12 protein-coding genes and 1 pseudogene are annotated in these 19,273 nt (G+C 49.5%); 4 read left to right on the plus strand and 9 right to left on the minus strand.

Annotated elements, in window-relative coordinates:
* Positions 1–72: 72 nt before the first annotated feature.
* The gene (locus tag HY774_22730) at positions 73–273 is read right to left on the minus strand and encodes a hypothetical protein (GenBank protein ID MBI4751304.1); all 201 of its coding nucleotides are present in this window, start codon (positions 271–273) and stop codon (positions 73–75) included.
* Positions 274–842: 569 nt separating this feature from the next.
* On the opposite strand from HY774_22730, the gene HY774_22735 reads away from it, so the two are divergent.
* Positions 843–2,549, plus strand: a complete 1,707-nt coding sequence (locus HY774_22735; GenBank protein MBI4751305.1) for a hypothetical protein — start codon at positions 843–845, stop codon at positions 2,547–2,549.
* 39 nt (positions 2,550–2,588) lie between these two features.
* Here HY774_22735 and HY774_22740 read toward each other — a convergent pair whose 3' ends face one another.
* The gene (locus HY774_22740; GenBank protein MBI4751306.1) at positions 2,589–5,579 is read right to left on the minus strand and encodes a PAS domain S-box protein; all 2,991 of its coding nucleotides are present in this window, start codon (positions 5,577–5,579) and stop codon (positions 2,589–2,591) included.
* A 143-nt stretch (positions 5,580–5,722) separates the two neighbouring features.
* On the minus strand, positions 5,723–9,388 hold the full coding sequence (locus HY774_22745) for a protein kinase (GenBank protein ID MBI4751307.1): 3,666 nt from the start codon (positions 9,386–9,388) through the stop codon (positions 5,723–5,725).
* Between the two features lie 317 nt (positions 9,389–9,705).
* Here HY774_22745 and HY774_22750 point away from each other — a divergent pair.
* From HY774_22750 to HY774_22760, 3 genes and pseudogenes are all read left to right on the plus strand, one after another.
* A pseudogene (locus HY774_22750) lies at positions 9,706–9,999 on the plus strand (PD40 domain-containing protein).
* A gap of 261 nt (positions 10,000–10,260) precedes the next feature.
* Entirely contained in the window at positions 10,261–10,695 is a 435-nt protein-coding gene (locus HY774_22755) for a hypothetical protein (GenBank protein ID MBI4751308.1), read from the plus strand.
* 8 nt (positions 10,696–10,703) lie between these two features.
* A complete protein-coding gene (locus HY774_22760; protein MBI4751309.1) occupies positions 10,704–11,417 on the plus strand; it encodes a hypothetical protein in 714 nt (237 codons plus the stop codon).
* A 44-nt stretch (positions 11,418–11,461) separates the two neighbouring features.
* Here the strand turns inward: HY774_22760 and HY774_22765 are convergent, their stop codons facing one another.
* The 6 genes from HY774_22765 to HY774_22790 form a co-directional block, all read right to left on the minus strand.
* Positions 11,462–12,967 carry an acyl--CoA ligase gene (locus tag HY774_22765; protein MBI4751310.1) on the minus strand — a complete coding sequence of 502 codons (1,506 nt, stop codon included), beginning with the start codon at positions 12,965–12,967 and terminating at the stop codon, positions 11,462–11,464.
* Positions 12,968–13,068: 101 nt separating this feature from the next.
* Entirely contained in the window at positions 13,069–14,151 is a 1,083-nt protein-coding gene (locus tag HY774_22770) for a TauD/TfdA family dioxygenase (GenBank protein MBI4751311.1), read from the minus strand.
* Between the two features lie 192 nt (positions 14,152–14,343).
* Positions 14,344–14,616: a hypothetical protein gene (locus HY774_22775; protein ID MBI4751312.1), complete on the minus strand. Its 273-nt coding sequence runs from the start codon at positions 14,614–14,616 to the stop codon at positions 14,344–14,346.
* Positions 14,617–15,073: 457 nt separating this feature from the next.
* Entirely contained in the window at positions 15,074–16,219 is a 1,146-nt protein-coding gene (locus HY774_22780; GenBank protein MBI4751313.1) for a HupE/UreJ family protein, read from the minus strand.
* Positions 16,220–16,255: 36 nt separating this feature from the next.
* Entirely contained in the window at positions 16,256–17,089 is an 834-nt protein-coding gene (locus HY774_22785) for a DUF4198 domain-containing protein (GenBank protein MBI4751314.1), read from the minus strand.
* A 148-nt stretch (positions 17,090–17,237) separates the two neighbouring features.
* Positions 17,238–18,746 (minus strand): DUF4331 family protein, encoded by a 1,509-nt coding sequence (locus HY774_22790; protein MBI4751315.1) that lies wholly within the window; start codon positions 18,744–18,746, stop codon positions 17,238–17,240.
* Positions 18,747–19,273: the final 527 nt, after the last annotated feature.

The raw sequence follows: 19,273 nt of genomic DNA on the forward strand, positions 1-19,273 counted from the left end.
GGGCCGCTGAATTAAATTGAGTGTGTATGCTTCACCGGTCAGAGCGCAGAGATGAAAAGATCAAATGTTCATTTATCCATAGACGGCTTCGGGGCGAATGATCACCGTGCCGTTGGCTGTTCGATCCACAACGTAGTTCTTGAGTCGCTCTGGGGCAACATTGAGCAGTGTCGCAACCCGGCGTAAAACATCAGCGTCGGCTGTGGTCGGTCGGATATTGGCCGCCTGCGGCTGGAAATCATAGGACCGTCCTTCAAATCGAATGTGTACCATACGGTGGGTGCTCCTTTGGAATCGGTTCGATCAGCACTGAGCGGCTGTTCTCTGACTGTGAGTAATGGCATTCTGTGTGCCAGTTCCAGCGACGAACTTATAGATTTTTTATAAAATATTGAAAATACAGGGGTAATTTTTTTTCTTAGGTTTTGCTTGCGATATTCTTTGTTGCTTAAAGTAAGAGTTCTTTAGAAAATCAGATAGTTTTCTTTGAATTTTGTCGAGTACTGATTTGATTCTTTCAACTCTGACTTGATTGGAATATTCGCAACCCATTGTTCGAAACTGGGAAACTGACGTGTCAGGAGCGAACACGGAATAAAGCAGCGTTACTGCCGCTTTCATAAGAAGAAATGATATAACCCATTCAATTACAGTAATTTAAACTCATTATTCTTCGTTTTTTATCCATTGGCACATCACTTGCACTTCTGAGTTGGTTTCAACGTCATTTTTATCCCAGTCAGTAGTCAGTAGTCAGTAGTTCACTCAGTTTATTTGATTGAATCGCTTGACTGTTTTCTAATGCAAGGATTCCATTCTAAGTGGGTATAAGGAATGAACATATGAGGTATTCAAAACTTTTGTTTGGGTCGGTGTGTATCGGCATTTTGGCCAGCTTGCTCAGTTGTACACTTTCCCCGCAACTCCAATCTGCAAGTGCCAAAGCCCAGTCACAGAACGTCAATCGGGTTACCATCAAGGAAGCCCAGGCGCTTTTTGCCAGACAGGAATGGGCTCAAACCGCTGTGGTCTGTGAGGAACTGGTCAAGACCAATCCCTATAATGGAGCGATTTGGGACATGCTTGGGTTTGCCCATCATCAACTCAAGCACTTTGACCAGGCCATCCCGGCATTTCAAAAGGCGGCGGAATGCGGCACCAAGCCTGCAACCCAGTTTTATAATATTGCCTGTGGCTATGCGTTGAAGGGCGAGAAAGAACAGGCCATGGCCTGGCTTGAAAAGGCAATGAAGACCCGCTTTTCAGATTTTGAAACACTTCGCAATGATTCCGATATTGACAGCCTGCGCAATGACCCACGTTTTAAAAAAATGATTGGGGAAAAGCCTGAAGGGTCATTCACTCGCGACGAGCAATGGCGCTATGACCTGCACTATCTGGCAAGTGAATTCAAACGATTACATTACAATGTCTACAACAAACTGGATCAGGCCCGGTTTGAAGCCACCCTGGCTGACATTGATCGCAAAATTCCAACTTTGAAAGATCATCAGATTATCGTCGAACTGGTGTGCCTGACGGCTGCGATTGGCGATGGACACACTTTCTTTATGCCTCCAACCAGTGGTCCGGGCGAGTTTCACAAAATCCCGATTCAATTTACCGAATTCAAAGAAGGGATTTTTGTCACCGGAGCGGTTGAAGAATATAAAGCCGCGCTTGGCATGAAGCTGATCAAAATTGGAAAAACCTCCGTCGAACAGGCATATCGGGCAATCGCTAAAACGGTTTCCCGCGATAACGACATCTGGTTGCGAACGCAAGTCCCCCGCCGGTTTGCGGTTCCAGAATATGTGCAGGCATTTGGAATGATTCCAACTCTTGACGAGGTCCCCTATGTGCTGGCTGATGCAAGTGGCAAGGAAGTGACGATCTCGCCCAAACCACGACCGTTTTTGGAGAAAGTCGAACTGATTTCTGTTCGTCCGAGTGGGCCAGAGGTCACGCCCCTCTACCTGAAAAATCAGGAGGATCTGTACTGGTACGAATACCTGAAAGACTCAAAAACTGTCTTTTTTCAATACAATGGAGTTCAAAACAAACCCGATGAGTCAATTGCGGCCTTTGTGAAGAAGATGTTTGCATTTATCAATGCCAACGAGGTGGAACGGCTCATCATTGACCTTCGGTGGAATGGCGGCGGCAATAACTTTCTCAACAAACCGCTGGTTCAGGAAATCATCCGATGTGACAAAATCAATCAACCGGGCAAACTGTTTGTGATCATGGGGCGCAATACGTTTTCAGCCGCGATTTGTGGTGCTTCGGATTTGCAACAACAAACCCAGGCCATGTTTGTGGGCGAACCCTCAGCCTCACCGCCAAACTTTATTGGTGAGACCATTTTTACCACCCTGCCATTCTGCAAATTGCGGGCGAGCATTTCCACACTCTACTGGCAAAATGCGCCTGCGATGGATTACCGAATGTGGATTGCTCCGGATCTGGCTGCCGAACCGACCTACGAAGCTTTTGTCGCCAATCGCGATCTGGCGCTCGAAGCCATCTTCAGCTATGGGAAGGAATGATTTGGGGCTGAGAAAACCAGGGCTGAGGGCTTGGTTTTTTCAGCCTGATATCAGATGAATGGACTGCAGCAACCGGGTTAAATCATCAATGGAGAATGGTTTGACCAGCCGATTGATAAATCCATGTCGCTGTGGAAAAACCATGCATGGGTCGTTGACATGTCCGCTGCAGGCTACGGCCTGGACGGTTGAGTCCAGTTTCTGGAGTTGATGAAGAGTATCCACACCGCCAGTTCCACCTGGAATCGTCAAATCCAAAATGACCAGATGAAACGGGGTATGATGCTGTTGAGCGGCTTGAAATGCAGAGATTGCTTCAGTTCCATCAACCACTTTGGTGACTTCACAGCCCAAACATTCGAGAGAATCCTTGAGTAAATCCCCAACCAGTGGATCATCTTCGAGGACTAAAATCCGGAGGTTTCCAAACTGGGGCGAATTTGAGTCAACGTCAGGTGACAACAACTCAGTTGGTGTGACTGGGATGGCTGGGACCCAAATCGTAAATTGAGTTCCTTGACCGGGTTGGGAATTGACGGTGATGTGTCCACTATGGCGGCGGACAATGGAATGAACCACCGCCAGACCTAACCCGCTTCCATGATTTTTAGTCGTGAAATAGGGGTCAAAAATTTTATGAATGTGTTCAGGTTGGATTCCAACGCCTTCATCTGAAAATCGCAACCGAAGGTAGGCTCCGGCTTTGAGTGGCAGGGGCGAGTCTTCGTCAAGCATTTCGTTGGTGGCTGAGATGGCGATTTGTCCGCCGCCTGGCAAGGCATCACGAGCGTTTAAAACCAGATTTTGAACCACTTGCCCGATCTGGTTCGGATCCACATTGGCCTCCCACAATCCGGAATCAAATTCGAATCGGCATTTCACATTTGACCCGCGCAAGGCAAAGATGGCGGCTTCGGAAAGCACGGAAGTGATATCGGTTGGCATTCGGTGCGGGGCGCCGCCTTTCGAGAACGTCAAGAGCTGCTGGGCGAGTGCCCGTGCCCGATCAACCGCATTTTCAACCACTTGAAGTTTCGCATCAACCTTTGTCGGGTTGTCGAGCATATGTCTGGCGAGCGAAACATTGCCCAGAATCGCCGCCAGCAGATTATTGAAATCGTGGGCAATGCCGCCAGCCAGCACGCCCAAACTTTCCAATCTGGAGAGTTTCTGGCGTTCTTCTTCCTCACGCCTGCGTTCTGTCACATCAATATTGATCCCAACAATCCCACAAATTTTACCTTCATCCCAGATGGGCAGGATCAGTTGCCACAGCACCCGCTCTTCACCATTGACCAGAAACACATTTTCCTCATCAATATGCTCACCATTAAATACGCGAGCGTGATTGGCTTTCCATTTGGCGATGGTTTCCTGGGGCTGGTTGGCTTCATCTGGCAACTGGCCGACAATCGAACCCCAATGTTTGACGGACTGAGCGTTCTGGTAAGTGCATCGGTGACTGATGTCACGGATCCAGATATCAAACGGGATCACCTCCAGGAGGGCCTGAAAATGGGCCCGGCTTTGACGGAGGGCTTCGGCGGCTTCGCGTTGTTCGGTCAGGTCAATCACCAGCCCTTCGAGCAAGATTGGATTTTCTTCGGCATCAAACACAATTCGGAAGCGATCCTGTACCCACCGAATATTTCCGTTTTTATGGATCACACGATAGGTCAATTCACCTTCAGGTTGAACCTTACACTTCTCAACCCGCTGGCGGACGATCCCCAAATCGTCTGGATGAACACACGTTTCCCATAATTGTGGTGTGTGAAAAAAATCAGACGCCGGATATCCGGTAATTCCTTCAATGGCTGGGTTGAGATACAGAGTCCGAAAATCAGGCAATGAAACCGACCACAAAATTTCCCGCATCCAGTTTAAAATACCATTCAGACGACTCTGGCTTTGTTTGAGTGCTTCCAGGGTGGCTCGCTGTTCAGTCACATCTCTGAAGTTCACCACAATGCCTTGAACAATCGGGTTTTCGAGCAGGTTCCGACTGTACATTTCGACCACTCGCCAGTCACCGTTGGTATGTTGGATTCTGGTTTCGATGATGCGGCCTTCATTTGGATGTGACATAAAGATCTGGGTCTGTTCCCGGATCTGTTCCACTTCATCTGGATGGACGTTGGCATAGGGACTTTGCCCAATGATCTGGTTTGGCCGCCGACCGGTAATTTGCTCAATGGGGGGGGTGATATAGGTTACAATTCCGTGTTGATTGACCACGGCCATCGCTTCAAATGATTTCTCCACCAGGGTTCGGAACCATTCCTCACGCTCACGGAGCCGGTCTTCGGCCAGTTTGCGTTCGGTGACGTCATGAAAACTAAATACAATTCCCTTGAGCTTTGGATTCGAAAGGTGATTTTGAGCTTTTCCCTCGATCCAGCGCCAGGTGCCATCTTTATGTTGAATTCGAACTAAGGCCGTTTTGATGATTTCCGGATGAATGAGTAGTTGATCAAATTCTGCCTTTAAGAGTGGAACGTCATCTGGATGAATAAATGTAAACCCATTGATTCCCTGGACTTCAGGTAACTCGCGCCCCAGAACATAGACATTATTTTGACTGGTATATTTGGTTGATCCGTCAGATGAAACCAGCGTGACGGCTTCTGGAATTTCATTGACCAATCGTCGGAGCCGACGATCAAAATATTCGCGATGGAGTTTGGTGATGCATGTCTTGAGTCGCCTGGGTGATTCCAACAAGACATAATCCTGGAGCCGACCTTGTTCAAGCTGCTCAAGTGCGGTGTCTTCTTCCTGGGCTGTGACCACACCAATGATCGGGATGAGATGAAACCGGGTGTTGAGCTGGGTCAACAGCGATGACTCAACGTGTTGAGTCACCACAATATCTGGGATTGCACTGAGTTCGGGGCCAGGAGGTGGCGTGGTCATACTGAACGAGAATCCAGACTGGCTCAGGATGTGGGACAGTGGATCAGGGGCCGTTGAAATCAAGAGAACGTGCGGTAAGAGTAAATCCTCAACTGGAGGTGACGGCTCAAACATAAAGGTACCTGGCAGGAAATCGACTGGCTAAACTTCTCTGTTAATTGATGTTCTCAACATATCAGGAATGAATGAGAAGCAACAATCGTTTTGCGGCACCTCAGAAGGTCAGCTTCTCAAGTGTGGTGGAATTTCGAGTGGACTTATTCAGGATTGGTTCGAGTCGAGGGCAGATTTTGGGTTTCCACCAGATTGGTGCTGGTAAACTCAGCCGTGGGTAAGGCCGCAATCTCCCGATTCTGGTCCGCTGATCGGGCTGAGTGCGGAAATTGATCACTTTCTTCAGGAAGTATATTGAAAATCTGGGCAATCTGGTCCGCAAATTCCTGGGCAGTTGGACGATCAACTGGTTTCTTGGATAACCCACGCAAGACCAGTGCTTCAACGGCCTCAGGAACATATTCAGCAAATTTCCGCACCGGTGGCGGGGGATATTGCAGATGAGCCACCACCAGACTGGCAAACGCCTGGGCATGTTCGGCAAATGGCTGCCTGCCGCACAGGAGTTCATACATCATCACGGCCAGGCTGTAGATATCAGAGCGGCCATCATACGAGTGAGCCGCCAGACGTTCCGGCGCCATATAGGCCGGAGTTCCAACAATACCCCCAGTTGCTGTAAGTTGCATCCATTCGCCAGTATCATCGCCAAACATTTTCGCCACGCCAAAATCAAGCACTTTGACGATCTCTCCGCCTGGTCCCTGGTGCAGAAAAACATTCTCGGGTTTGATATCACGGTGGATGATTCCCTGGGTGTGGGCTTCGATCAGCGCAAAACACACCTGTTGCGCAATCCGCAAACTGTGCCGAACTGACAAAACCGGAGTTTCCTTCAATACCTCGCTTAGTGCCTGGCCCTGTAACAATTCCATCACCAGAAATGCGATACCGTCGGCTGAAATACCTGAGTCAAGAACCTGTATCGCATTCGGATGGATCACTTTTGAAGCCGAAATGCCTTCGCGCCGAAAGCGTTCGATGGCATCCGCACTGTCGTTGCCGGGTGACGGTTTAAACACCTTGACCGCCACCTGACGATTGAAGGCCAGTTGCGTGGCTCGAAACACAATTCCAAACCCGCCGGCGCCGATTTTTTCATCCAATCGGTATTTCTCATCCAGCACCGTGCCCGGCAATGCTTCGGCCAGCGCTGAAAAAATTCGGTCCGCCTGAATTTGGGACACGACCAGTTTCTGGTTCATTTCGGCCAGTTCCTGATTTTTGCGATCCAAAGCTTTATTTTGAATAGCCAGTTGGGCGGCGGCTTCGGCTTTGGCCTGGGCGGTTTCACGTTCGGCACGGGCGGTGAGTTCCGCTTCGCGAAGTCGCGCCCGGGTTTGCAACCGGTGCTGTTGAAACCGAAAGGCGCCGGCCACCATCCCCGTCAACAGACAGGTATATCCCACATACGCCCACCAGGTCCGCCAGGGCGGCGGCAGAATCACCACTCGGAGGGCGATCCCGGCTTCGTTCCACACGCCGTCATTGTTTGAAGCTTTGACCCGAAAGGTGTATTCGCCAGGATCAAGATTGGTATAGCTGGCAAACCGCCGGTGACCACAATAAATCCAGTCGCGGTCAAAACCTTCAAGCTGGTAGGCGTACTGGTTTTTATCCGGCAGATGAAAATTCAAGGCCGCAAATTCAAACGACAGATAATTTTCATCATAACGAAGCGGTGCAATTTCCTTGCCGTTAAAGCCTTCGACCAGATGGTCATACTGTCGAAACTGGGTTATAACGACTGGTGGAATGTACGGGTTATCGGTGATATCACGCGGGTGAAACAGGTTAAATCCATTGATTCCACCAAATAAAAGCTCGCCTTGCGGTGATTTGGCATAAGCGCCGGAATTAAATTCGTTACTCTGCAATCCATCCCGGATGTCATACGCCCGGATCGCTCGGGTGCGGGGATTGTATTTGGCGAGCCCGGTGTTGGTGCTTAACCAGAGGTTGCCATCGTCATCCAGCACAATGCCATAAATGTTGTCATCCGGCAGGCCATTTTGAGTGGTAACGGGCGAAAACTCTCCGGTTGTTGGTGAGAACCGGTTTAATCCCCCGTTGGTGCCAATCCACAGGGTGCCGTCAGCGTCCTCGACCAGACAAAAAACCCGGTTGCTGGTGATACTTTTTGGATCCGTGGGATTGTGAACATAGTGCCGAATGTGGTGTGAGGCCGGGTCATATCGAAACAACCCGGCTGAAGTGGCCAGCCACAGGAGATTGTGTTGACCAAACACAAGCGACCAGATCCGGTTGTTGCCGACTTCAGAGGCTTCTTCGGGAAATGGGCGAAAAACCTGGGCCGTGCCGGTATCTGGATCAAAGCGGTTTAAGGTATAGCCGGAAGATGAAAGCCACAGATTCCCAGTCTGATCCTCGGCAATCCGCATCACCGTGCTGGAGCTTAAACTCTGGGGGTTTTGCGGATCGTGTCGGAAACAGGTAAAGGTGTCGGTGTCGCGTTCATAGCGACAGAGACCCGCGACTGAGCCGAACCAGAGCCGATGGTGCCGGTCTTCAAAAATACAGGTGGCCACTTTGGCTGGAAACCCGGTTTTGCCGGTTATATCAACCGGATACACTTTGACGATGCCGGCAGTCGGATCAATCCGGTTGAGTCCATCAGGCGTGCTGGCCCAGATGAGTCCGCTACGATCTTTATACAAGGCGAAGACCGATTCATGACTCAGTGTATTGGGCAGGTCCGGATTGTGAGTGAAGTGCTGGAAGCGCCGGGCACGGTAATCCAGCCGATTGAGCCCGCCGCCGCTGAGTCCCACCCAGACATTGCCGGCTCGGTCTTGAAAAATGGACCGAATATTGTCATCGCCAAGCGTGGTTGGATCCTTGCGGTCGTGCCGATACTGGATAAAGCTATCGCTTTGTGGGTCATAGAGATTGAGTCCCAATCGGGCGCCAATCCACACTCGTCCCTGCTGATCACAATAGAGTGCCCGAATATTGCTGGCCGTCAGGCTCTTTGGATTGGCCGGGTCGCTGACATAGGTTTTCAGCTCGCCGGTGCTCACCGAGTAGCGGCATAGTTCTTTGGTCGTGCCGATCCAGAGATTGCCCTGGCGGTCAAATTTGAGCGAAATACAATGTGGGCTGGGCGCTTCAGGGTTTTTATCGTCAGTCAGTTTTACAGCGGAGAAAGTCTGGGTATTTGGATCAAACCGGTTGACGCCACCGCCATCCGTTCCAATCCAGAGAATTCCGTTCTGGTCCTGAGCAATCGCTCGAACGTAATTGTGACCAATACTTTGCGGGTTATTTGGGTCGTATTGAAACCGTTGAAATGAATTGGTTTTTGGAAGATATAAATGCAGTCCGTTGGTGGTTCCAAGCCAGATTCGGTGGTTTTGATCTTCAACGATGGCATCAACCCGGCTGGCCGCGAGGGCACTCGGATTGGCCGGGTCAGGATAGAAACGGGTGAACGTGCCGGTTTTGCGGTCAAACCGGGTCGCTCCGCCGCCATTGGTGCCAATCCATAAAAACCCTTGTGAGTCTTCCAGCAGACAATGGACGTCATTATTGATCAAACTATTGGGATTATTTGGGATATAGCGATAAATGAAAAATTCATACCCGTCATAGCGGTTTAATCCATCCTGAGTGCCGATCCACAGGTATCCGTCCTGATCCTGAACCATACACTGGACCGAGGATTGAGACAGGCCCTGTTCAAACGTGATGTGCCGAAAGACAGGGCGGGGAGGTTCAGCGGCAGACACCAGTGCCTGCCAGCCAAAAAGCAGCAATCCCAGACACATCAGACAGGCGAGACGAGGCATAGACAATGAAAAACAGGTTGAGCGAGAATCGTAAAAGCAAAAAATCGTGTAGAGGGTGGGAATAGCTCTGATTGAAAAAAGTGCGTAAGCCTAACTGAAATCAGGACATTTGAAAACCGGGGGTGGTGTTTTCCAGGTGAGGAGGTCAGACTGTCATCGCCTGTTGTTAAGAGAACCATTCTTTTTCGTAGTGGTACACTTTAGTTTTGTGTCACACAAATAAACTTTTGGGAAGTTTCTGATTGTATTTTGGTGTCATCCACCAGTTAGAAAACCTGATTCGGCAGTTACAAAAAAAGGTCAGGAGGTTAAGCCAGATGATCAAAGCACTGTTATCAATAGGAGTTGGGTTCATTCTCTGTTTGCCTGTTTTTGGGAATTCTCATCAGTTGAGTGACTTATCACAGAAAGAAAAAGCTCAATTTCTCATCTATGAGCCAGGCGCTAACCGCTCAACAGTGCTTATTGCTGGACAGTCAGTTCTTGTTTACCCACAACCTGGAGAACTGACTTCGCGTGGGTTTTCCTGGAACAGTGATATTCTCCACTATGGATTCCCAACTATGTCACCCGATGGAACCCGAATAGCGTTTGTGAGACGGTTAAACAGTCAAAGCCAGGATGAAACGATCACGGTTTATTCGTTTGCGTCCAAAACCTATCTCGATGTAATTACCCTACCGCTAAGTGTTTATGCCCTTGCCTGGTCCCCAGTGAATGACACCATCGCTTTTTTGGCCAAAGAGAAAGATGGATATAAGTTCGTTCTTCAACAGGTCAACCTGCAAGGCCAGTCAGCCCCAGAATTGCTGACACCGGCTGTTTTTGGCCCAAACGATTTATTTTCCTGGTCTCCAGATGGGAAAAAAATTGTGATTGAACAGTCCACCCCGAACGAATCTGATCCTGCGAAGGAAAAGCAGTTGTTGATTCTTGATTTGGAAACCAAAACCTTGAAATTTCTGACTTATGGGTACAATCCGTCCTGGTCCCCGACTGAACAAAAAATTGCCTTCCTAGATGTTCAGCAAAAGCATTGTTTTCAAATCAATTCCGATGGCACAAAAAAACAAAAGCTGTTTACCTATCGGGAGTTACTCCCTTCTGGTCACACCTTGGTCGGTCCGTTGGTTTGGTCGCCTGATTCACGATTTCTGGTCTACCATATCACTGACGGGATGAAAGGGGATCGTCGAAAGGTTTTTTGTTTCGAGTTGAAAAATGGAAAAAAACGACGAGTAAAGTGTATTAATTCTTTTTTACTTGTTAGCTGGAAAAAAATAGTGAAATTTTCTGAGAAAAATTAGGTAATGTTATGGAAAAAATATGCTATTCAAAAATAAGACTCATTGGATATATTGCCTGGGTCGCTTCCTCTTTTTTGGCTTTGTCAACCCTAGTATATTCAATTGGGCAAAATTCATTTCAGAAAAGTAAAACTCAATTAATCCAGGAGGTTTTACTGAATCAACCTGATTTTTATGCTCAACTCACAACACTGGAAAAGAAGGAGAAGGGAACTTTTCGTGTTGCTAAGAAAGAGGAATTCCGTCGATTTGAGATTGTTGTTCCATTGGAACGACAACATAAAGAAACAGTTGTTTTGATAACAAAAAATAAGCAAGCAATTGCTTCATTATTGCCAGATAGAAAAGGATTTCTTGATTCCCCAGAAATAGGCTTGCCTGGTAATGTGAACTTTCTTCCTCTGGCACTTCAGATGTGTTGTGATCAACCAACATTGATTGAAAAGGTGGTGGCTGAGAAAGGCATATTACTTTCGGAAGAGGGATCCAAATGGATAGATGGTTATGAATGCCAGGTGATTAAGATAGTTGAGCCGTCATCCAAAGTTGTGTGGCGAATCTTTTGCGCAAAGGAATTGAGCAATTTGATAATCAAAGTTGAAGTACCTTCAGAAAGGTTTTCATATACCTTGAGTGAGATCAAGTTAGTTGTACCACAAGAACTTTTCCAAATTCCTTCTGACTATAAAAAAATTGACTTACTCAAGGACCAGGCCAGGTAAGTTAATGTAAAGTCAACCTTTTTCTCATTCTTGGTCCCCAAGGTTTACTGCAATTTAAACGATGTTTCTGGATATCGTATCTTACCCGTCAGTCCAACCGGGAGTTCTGAGACAAAGATAATTTTCCGGGGAATTTTGAAGGCGCTGATTCGTTCTTTCAAAAAAGTCTCAAGCGCCAGTTCAGTTAAGGTTTCATCTGACCGGGTGACAAACGCCCAGGGAACTTCTGAAGTATCCTTAGATTGAGCCGATATCACGACACAACCCAAAACTGCCGAATGGCTCAGTATGGCTTGCTCGACTTCACCGGGAGAGACGTTGTCTCCGGTGCTCAGGACAATGATGTTTTTCTTGCGTCCGGCAAACCAGAAATATCCTTCATTATCCTGATAGGCCAGATCGCCGCTGGCCAGCCAGCCGTCTACAAAGGCAGCCTGGGTGAGCGGGGCATTATTTAAATATCCAACCATTGTTCTTGGGCTTTTGATGTAAATTTCGCCGACTTCACCAGTGGGAACTTCAATCCCCTGTGAGTCCACCAGTTTAATTTGAATATCGGGGCCCGGTTTTCCCAGCGCCAGGCATTTATCGAGGCGTCCCTCAAAATTCACCAGGGCCCAGCTTGATTCCGTCAGCCCATAACTGACGGCTAACGGCTTTCCAGTGAGCGCAATAAATCTATTTTGAACTCGTGGAGTCACGCGATCAGCCCCTACGGAAGCAAACAATACGTTCTGAAAGCTGCTTTCCGAGATCGCTGGATGATGCAGCAGGCGGTCAAATGGGTTGACGGTCATCATCAAATGCGTCGGCTGGTATTGATCAACGGCAGCCACCAGTGGTTCAAGATCATAAGATTCAAGCAACACGATCCGGCCACCTGCCGCCAGCAATGCCAGACTTTGATGAAGGCCGACGCTTTGAGTCAAACACGATGCCACAACGGCGGTGCTCTCTGGCGTGAGTTTGGTGTGGTTGAGCCGGAAATGTAAGATGTGATTGAGGTTGCGGTATGAGAGCACCACACCTTTGGCATACCCTTCAGAACCCGAAGTGTGCAACACAAACCCTGGGCTGTCTTCTGAAAGGCAGGGGGCAATAAAGTCCCGCCGGGTATTCGTCAATTCATGATAAGTGCGAAAGGGTGCGGACTGCTGGTCTGACTCAATGACATAAATCTGATGAAGGCTGGTCGTGGCAAACTCCACGGGCCACTCGTCAAGGATTTTTCGTGAGGTGATCAGGTTTTTGGCCTGGGTGGCAACCAAAATATGATGTACTTCCGACCAGGTCATTCCCTGATGAAAAGGCATCGGAACAATTCCGGCTTTCAAACAAGCCAGAAAAATACACAAAATTTCAGGGCAATTTGGCAGCCAGATCGCGAGTAAGTCACCAGGGGTGGCAGTTTGCAATAGTCCGCAGGCCAGCCGCGAAACTTCATCTGAGAGGTCTTGATAGGTATAAGTCCAATCCTGATAAACGAGCGCCGTCTTCGCCGCCATAGCTGGAAGACTGGAATCAAGAATGTGGCGCACGTCAATTGTCATAGATCCAAGAGGGTTCAGGGTGTTAGAGGGTTTCAAGACATTGTTAACCACGAAACACACGAAATACACGAAACAAATCAAATACTTGCCAAAACAGGTGTTCAGTAGCTTACTTCAGGCAGCGGAAGGCCGCCGCGAATCGCCCCGGCCTCAGTATTTTGAAAGAAATAGTGTTTGTACCGAGGCGACAGGGGGCGTGAATTGGGCACGGAAAGCCAGATTCGGGACAAATGCCGCCGACAGGCTTCGTTTGTTTGATCATCTTTGAATGCGGCTCGGGCATGAAAGCAGACGAAATTATTCACAAACACCATATCGCCCGGCTGATACTGAAAAGTGAGGTGCCATTTCTCGTTTTGCAATTCGCCTTCAAACGCAGCGATGGCCTGGTGTTGGTGGGGCGTAAGCCGTGGCACTTCAGCAAGTTCCTGGGCCTGATCAATATAAAACCGCGAGTATTTGCAGGCAAAATAGCCTTGTTCCGTACTAAAAGTTGGCATCGAGTACACCCGTTGTTTGGGAAGCAGGTCCTGGTTCATCCCAGTTCGTACAAATAAATAATCCTGATAGGTGTTGGTGAAATCTTGATAGAGCGTTTGTACGTGTTTGGGTGACGATCTGAGCAGCGCATTGTGGATGGCCACGCTGCTGGCAAACAGCCCCTGACCTCCAGACAAAGCTGGTTTAATACATAAAAAGGAAATGGCATCGCACGGGTCGTTGTGAAACGGCAGGGCACGGTTGTGTTTACTGCCACGGCGTTCGATCAGTGATGCCTGCCCGACGTCTTTGATGTCTTGGACCATCTCTCCAAAAACGGTTTGCGGGCGTGGCGTCCCGACATAGCTGGCAATTCCAGCGTGCAGCAACTGTAGTTCCTTACCTGAAAAACCCGAGACCGGCACGCCTTTCAACAAAACCAGGCCATATTTTTCTTCCAGGTCAGTCTGGACTTGTTTGAGTCGCGGGCCCAGGGTTGGCAATGGAAAATTGGCTGGCTGCGGGGTCATATTTCCGTGAAGCCACTGAGCGGTCAGCCCTTGGGAATGGGTGGTATCCTTAAAAAATTCCAGGGCAGAAATCAATTCGGCTTGTTGGGAATCAGTCAGGTGGATAATCCAGGAAGTATCTCGGTGGAGAGTTGCTGCGTCCCAGGCAGCCAGAATTTCAAACGGTTGTATCATAGGGGGATTGGGGCTGAACAGAAAATGCAGAATACCAGGGTATTGACTGGTTGCTGATTAAAGATGGGAACCCCCAATTTTGTCAAATAAGTATGAAAAGAAGAATTTGACCTTCTGGTCCAATCTCATTCGTCTGTACCCGGAAGTCCAACCAGAATTTCACGACAAAGAACATAGAGGAACACCGAGGCATTAAATGGGGGGATGGAATTTCGGTGATTCCGAATTGGCTTTCGCCCGGATGGGCGCCGGACAATAGCCGGTGGTTTGCCGCTTTGGGCACACCACCGGATCTTTGGTCCGCAGTGGGTTGCGCCCGGATGGGCGCTGGAAGCTGGTTCGGGTCCCGGTTTTCGTGGAAGTTTCGACTGCTGGCTTACGACTCCTGTTCCAGCGCCCATCCGGGCGCGAACCCGTGATGGCGGCTCTGTCCGGTGGCCGCGTGTCCAAAGCGACACTTGCCACCGGCTATTCTCCGGCGCCCATCCGGGCGAAAACCAATGTTTCTGCCAGCGAGTGGTCGAATTTCATCCCCCTTTTATAGGGACTTGTACTAAGTTTGGTTGATTGAATTACTTGACTGCTTTTCAATACAAATGTTTCCTTGCACAATGGCATAAGGTTTGAAAATGTGCATGAAAAAGAGGGTTGGGAGATTCCCAACCCTTTCAAGAGGCATTGTTACCCATGCTTTACAATGCACCATTGCAAAAGTGACTCGACCGCGCCCATTGGAACGCTCGTTTTTCAGATAAATAGTTCCTCAGTCCGTATTCGGTTGGAATCTCGGAAATTATTGAAGAAACTGGATTTATTTTCCGTGTAGTTCGTGTATTCCGTGGTTTCTTTTTCTGATAAAGAAATCGTTCTCTCTGACACTACACAGGGAGTCACTTGCCTTATCCAACAACATTCACCTGTCTCAAAAAGACACCCGCTGGATCGTCCAGTAAACCGCGATACAGGCGATCAGCATTGATGCTGGGACGACGATGAGACGGCGGTACCAGTCGCGATGGGCGCAATACCATCCGACAAGCAGAAAAGCTGCCCCGATCACAGCCAGTTGTCCAGCTTCAACCCCGATGTTGAACGTCAACAACGCCATTACAAATTCCGAGCGGGGCAATCCAAGCTCCTGAAGTACTCCCGCGAATCCCATCCCGTGCAGTAGCCCGAAGGCGAAAACCAGAGCCACCCGCCAGGATTTCAGCTCTGAAAGATAGATATTTTCAATGGCGACATACACGATGGAGAGAGCAATGAAGGGCTCGACGATCTTCGGCGACAGGGCAATCAGTCCGTACATGCTCAGCCCCAACGTGATGGAATGAGCGATGGTGAACGCACTGACTTGCCACAGAACGGAGCGAGCACGATTGCTCAACAGGTAAATGCCAAGCACAAACAGAATGTGATCCAGCCCGTAGGGCACAATGTGGGTAAAGCCAAGCGTGAAGTACCGCCAGGCAATCCCAAGCCGATCAACCGATTCTGTCGGCGGAGTCAAGGTGAAGGGAGCGCTGCTTTGACCGCCGTCGAGCCATTCGGTTGTGACCTTCTCAGATGTATCCCAGCCAGACGTCAATGAGTAAGCGGCAAACGTCCAGCTATAATTCCAGGTAAAGTGCCGTGCCTCTGGAGGAATCTGACCGGTCAGTCGGATGGTTGCAACTGCTGGTAACAGGGCATCGCTTGCTGGCGCGACAGAATACGTGATGACCGGACGAACTTCCGACGAATCAAATGCCAGGTTTACTCGCTGGCGAAATTTCTCATCGAAACTGGTAAGTAAAGCCTGAAGATGCGCTGGACTGGTGTCGGCAGGTACCGGGCCACCAGTTGAAGCTTCGAGCTTCTCGACGAGTGTCACCGCATCGGTCACAATTTTGACTTCGTAAGTCCGATCTTGCTGAAAAAAGAGGACTGACACGCGCGTGGTGCCGATTTCATGGGCGCGAACCACGGCACAGCACAGAAACGCAACAACAACCGCGCATAGCGTTGGGCCGATAAGCCACCGTCGCCCCGAAGCTGAACGCACAACCGCCAAAATACTGGTGCCCATTCCTTTATGACCTTTGGATTCTGTGATTCCTCATTCCTATGAGGCACTTTTTGTTCGAAGTTCGAAGGTGAGTGATGCCCAAAAGCTTTCCCATTGGGAGATGGTGCCGGGTGCCGCCGGAACCATATGAACGGCTTTGATCAGCCACATCCCGTTTGGTCGCAACCGGAACCGCACGCGACCATTGGCATCAGTCCGAGCTGACAGTTTTTCGGAAGGGTTCAGACGGTTCATGGCAACGACGAGCGCGCCAGCGAGCGGACGGTTCTGATACACCAGGCAAACCGGGAGATCCTCACCGGCGCGGAGGGTGTACGGATTTCGTTCCGCCACGAGTTCGAGGGGAAAACCGAGGCGCCGATCAGCTTGTGCTTTGCTTGGAGACCCCGACAGCACCAGGCTTTTGGCGCAGCGTGTAAAGAGTTCGCGGGTACTGGCGCCAGTTTCATTGCGACGGGCTCTGAGTGCCGTAATTGTATCGAGCCCCTCCTCTTTCAAATATTGATTGAACTTGCCTGCCGCCAACTCAACAATGCTTGGGTGGCTATAATAACCGATGACGAGCAAGCCGGGCCTGGCTATGCGCAAGAGACCAGCCGGATCAGTGCCGTTCCGACCATAAATCGGATTGCGGCCAGACGTGTCTTCGACGATAAACTGATTGACGAGCGCGGGATTGCGCGGAACTGGATCGCCGAGAAGGTTTTGCCCCAGACGTAATCGCACGCCAACGATTTGACCTCGTTCCGGAGAAAAGGTCGTTGGTTCGATCCATAGATCATGCGCAAGAATGGGTGTTGGAAGCAGAATGGTCACCGCCAGCACCACCAGCCGACGAAATATTGATGGACTCAACCGAAGGGAAATCATGGGTATTCTCACCTGTCTCCAGAAAAAAGTTCAAGCTTTAGCTTGCGAAACTTTTTACTTCAGAGTGCTCAAATTATTGATTTTATTTGAATTATAATAAATAACGGCCCCCGCGAGCGGGGGCCGTTCTGATTCTATCGCTGGCAGGCTATGGGAGCGGGACATCTGGAACCGTCGGTTCGTTGATATCACCATGTCCCTGGAGCAGGCCCTGGTGAGCCGGTGCCAGGAACGGAAACCGGTTGAGATAGTTTTTGTCGTTGACTTCAACGCCTTTGGCGAGACCGGCGGTTGCGTCACCGGCCACGATCAGGCTGATCAGCACACTATTGACATTGACCTGATTGCGGTTTGGCGCCGTTCCGCCACCCAGGCGGCGACCATTGGGGAAGCTCGAATCAATGGCGGCATCGAGCGTAATGACATCGCCCGTGGAACCGTCAGCAACTGGGATTGGCCGTCCCAGGTTGATGGCACTGATGATGTCCATGCGAGGCCCTTTGAGTTTGGCAACGACGCTGTCTGGAACACCAAGGGCTTTATAAATGCCGAGGGCTTCGGCGTCGCGCACAAGCACTGGAAACAGGATATCGGCGCCAAAGTTGGTCACGTCGCGGAGCGGATTGGTGCGCAGATAGAGCGTCTGCCGTTGCGTTCCGACCAGCCCGGCGTTAAACAGCGGCAACGCGTTGCGACCAACCTGGACATACGGGCCAGAACCTTTGATGCCGGTGATGATGTTGCTCATATCAACGACTTGCTTCTTCTGACGAAGGATTTCTGAATGCACCCGAAGCAAGCTGTCGGTTGATTTCGGATCAAGCGTTCCGTTGTGCGGAATGCCGTTCGGGAAAATGTCAGTAATTGGCACTTCAAGCGCAATCGAAAGGACATTGAAGCCCGTGAACACATCTTCCGCTGGGGCGCTACGCCCTCCTGGAATTCCACCAAGATCGTTGCGGTTGAAGTTGACCAGATCGAAAATGCCCTTTTCATCAAGTTGATAGGGATCGTCAAACTGGCCGGCGATGATCCGTCCGCCGTTCGAAAGCGTGTGAATAAAGGAATCCACGAAGGTTTGATCATACAGACCGACAGAACGGCTTGAAGGATCTTTAGAATCGTACCCCGAGAAAGCGCCAAGTTTGTAAATCAGCCGGTCAGTCTGCGGGCCGTGGTTGTTTGGAAGTACTGGAAGGTCTTTGCCCAGGATGACGTCGGGTTGCCCTTTCACGAGCCGGGTAATGGTCAAGGTCTCTGTGCCGCCGGTGAGCTGCCAGAGAAGCTCGTTGCCGCCGCCCAGCGGATCCGTGGCACTGGGGGTTGCTTCTGGCAACAGCGCGTTTTTGAACTCAACGCGATACACCACTTTATCTTCAAGACTGGCGCCGATTCCGATGTGAAACTCATAGCGGTAGCCATTGGAAGTCCGCAGGCCCTGGTTCCCCTGGCCCGGCTCGTGGAGCGGGTTGTAGTTCATGATCAGGTAGAGTTTATCGTGCGTGCCGTCTGACACCCAGGCATAGGTATCAGTATTGTCGGCAGCCGGTTCGTTCAGAACCGCCAGCGCCTCACGGTGGCTTGATGCCTGTAATGGCAACCCCGTTACGACCAGTAGAGTTATTGCAAATAACGCTTTGAATAACAGTTTTTTCATTTCGATCTCCTTTGGGTTCTAAGGTTTGGCTTCAAAATAAATGATGATTTAGATTGAGTAATTTGAACTGAAAACCTCTGTGGAAAAGTGAGGCGCCAGATCCTGGCGTTCCAATGAATAAGGTAAAAAAACAATCAAACCAGAGGACTTCTTCAACTTGCGGTTTCTGAAGCAGAGAAATGATGAAGTTCTTTTGAGGCAAAACCTAAAATTCTCATTTTGTTTATTGAACCCCAGTGAAGGACACTCAATCGGTACAAAGATCCAGGGTTTAAGTAGAAGAGGCTCTGAACTGGGAAATGGTAGGTTGAGTTCTCCGCAAAAATCCTCAAGAAAATCTCAAATTGTTATATGGTAAGGCGGGCTTAAATATTTTTTTGAAGTGAAAAGGAAACTTGCCTGTAGTGCAAACTATTTATAATAAAGAACTTGGTTGAGTTTAGAAAAAAAATGACCATACTCATTTTCTGAAAGGCGATGGTTCAGGGCTGAGCCGAAAAATAATTGCGGCCTGTCGCCTGGGGTGA

It is taken from the genome of Acidobacteriota bacterium, from assembly GCA_016208495.1.
GTDB lineage: Bacteria > Acidobacteriota > Blastocatellia > Chloracidobacteriales > Chloracidobacteriaceae > JACQXX01.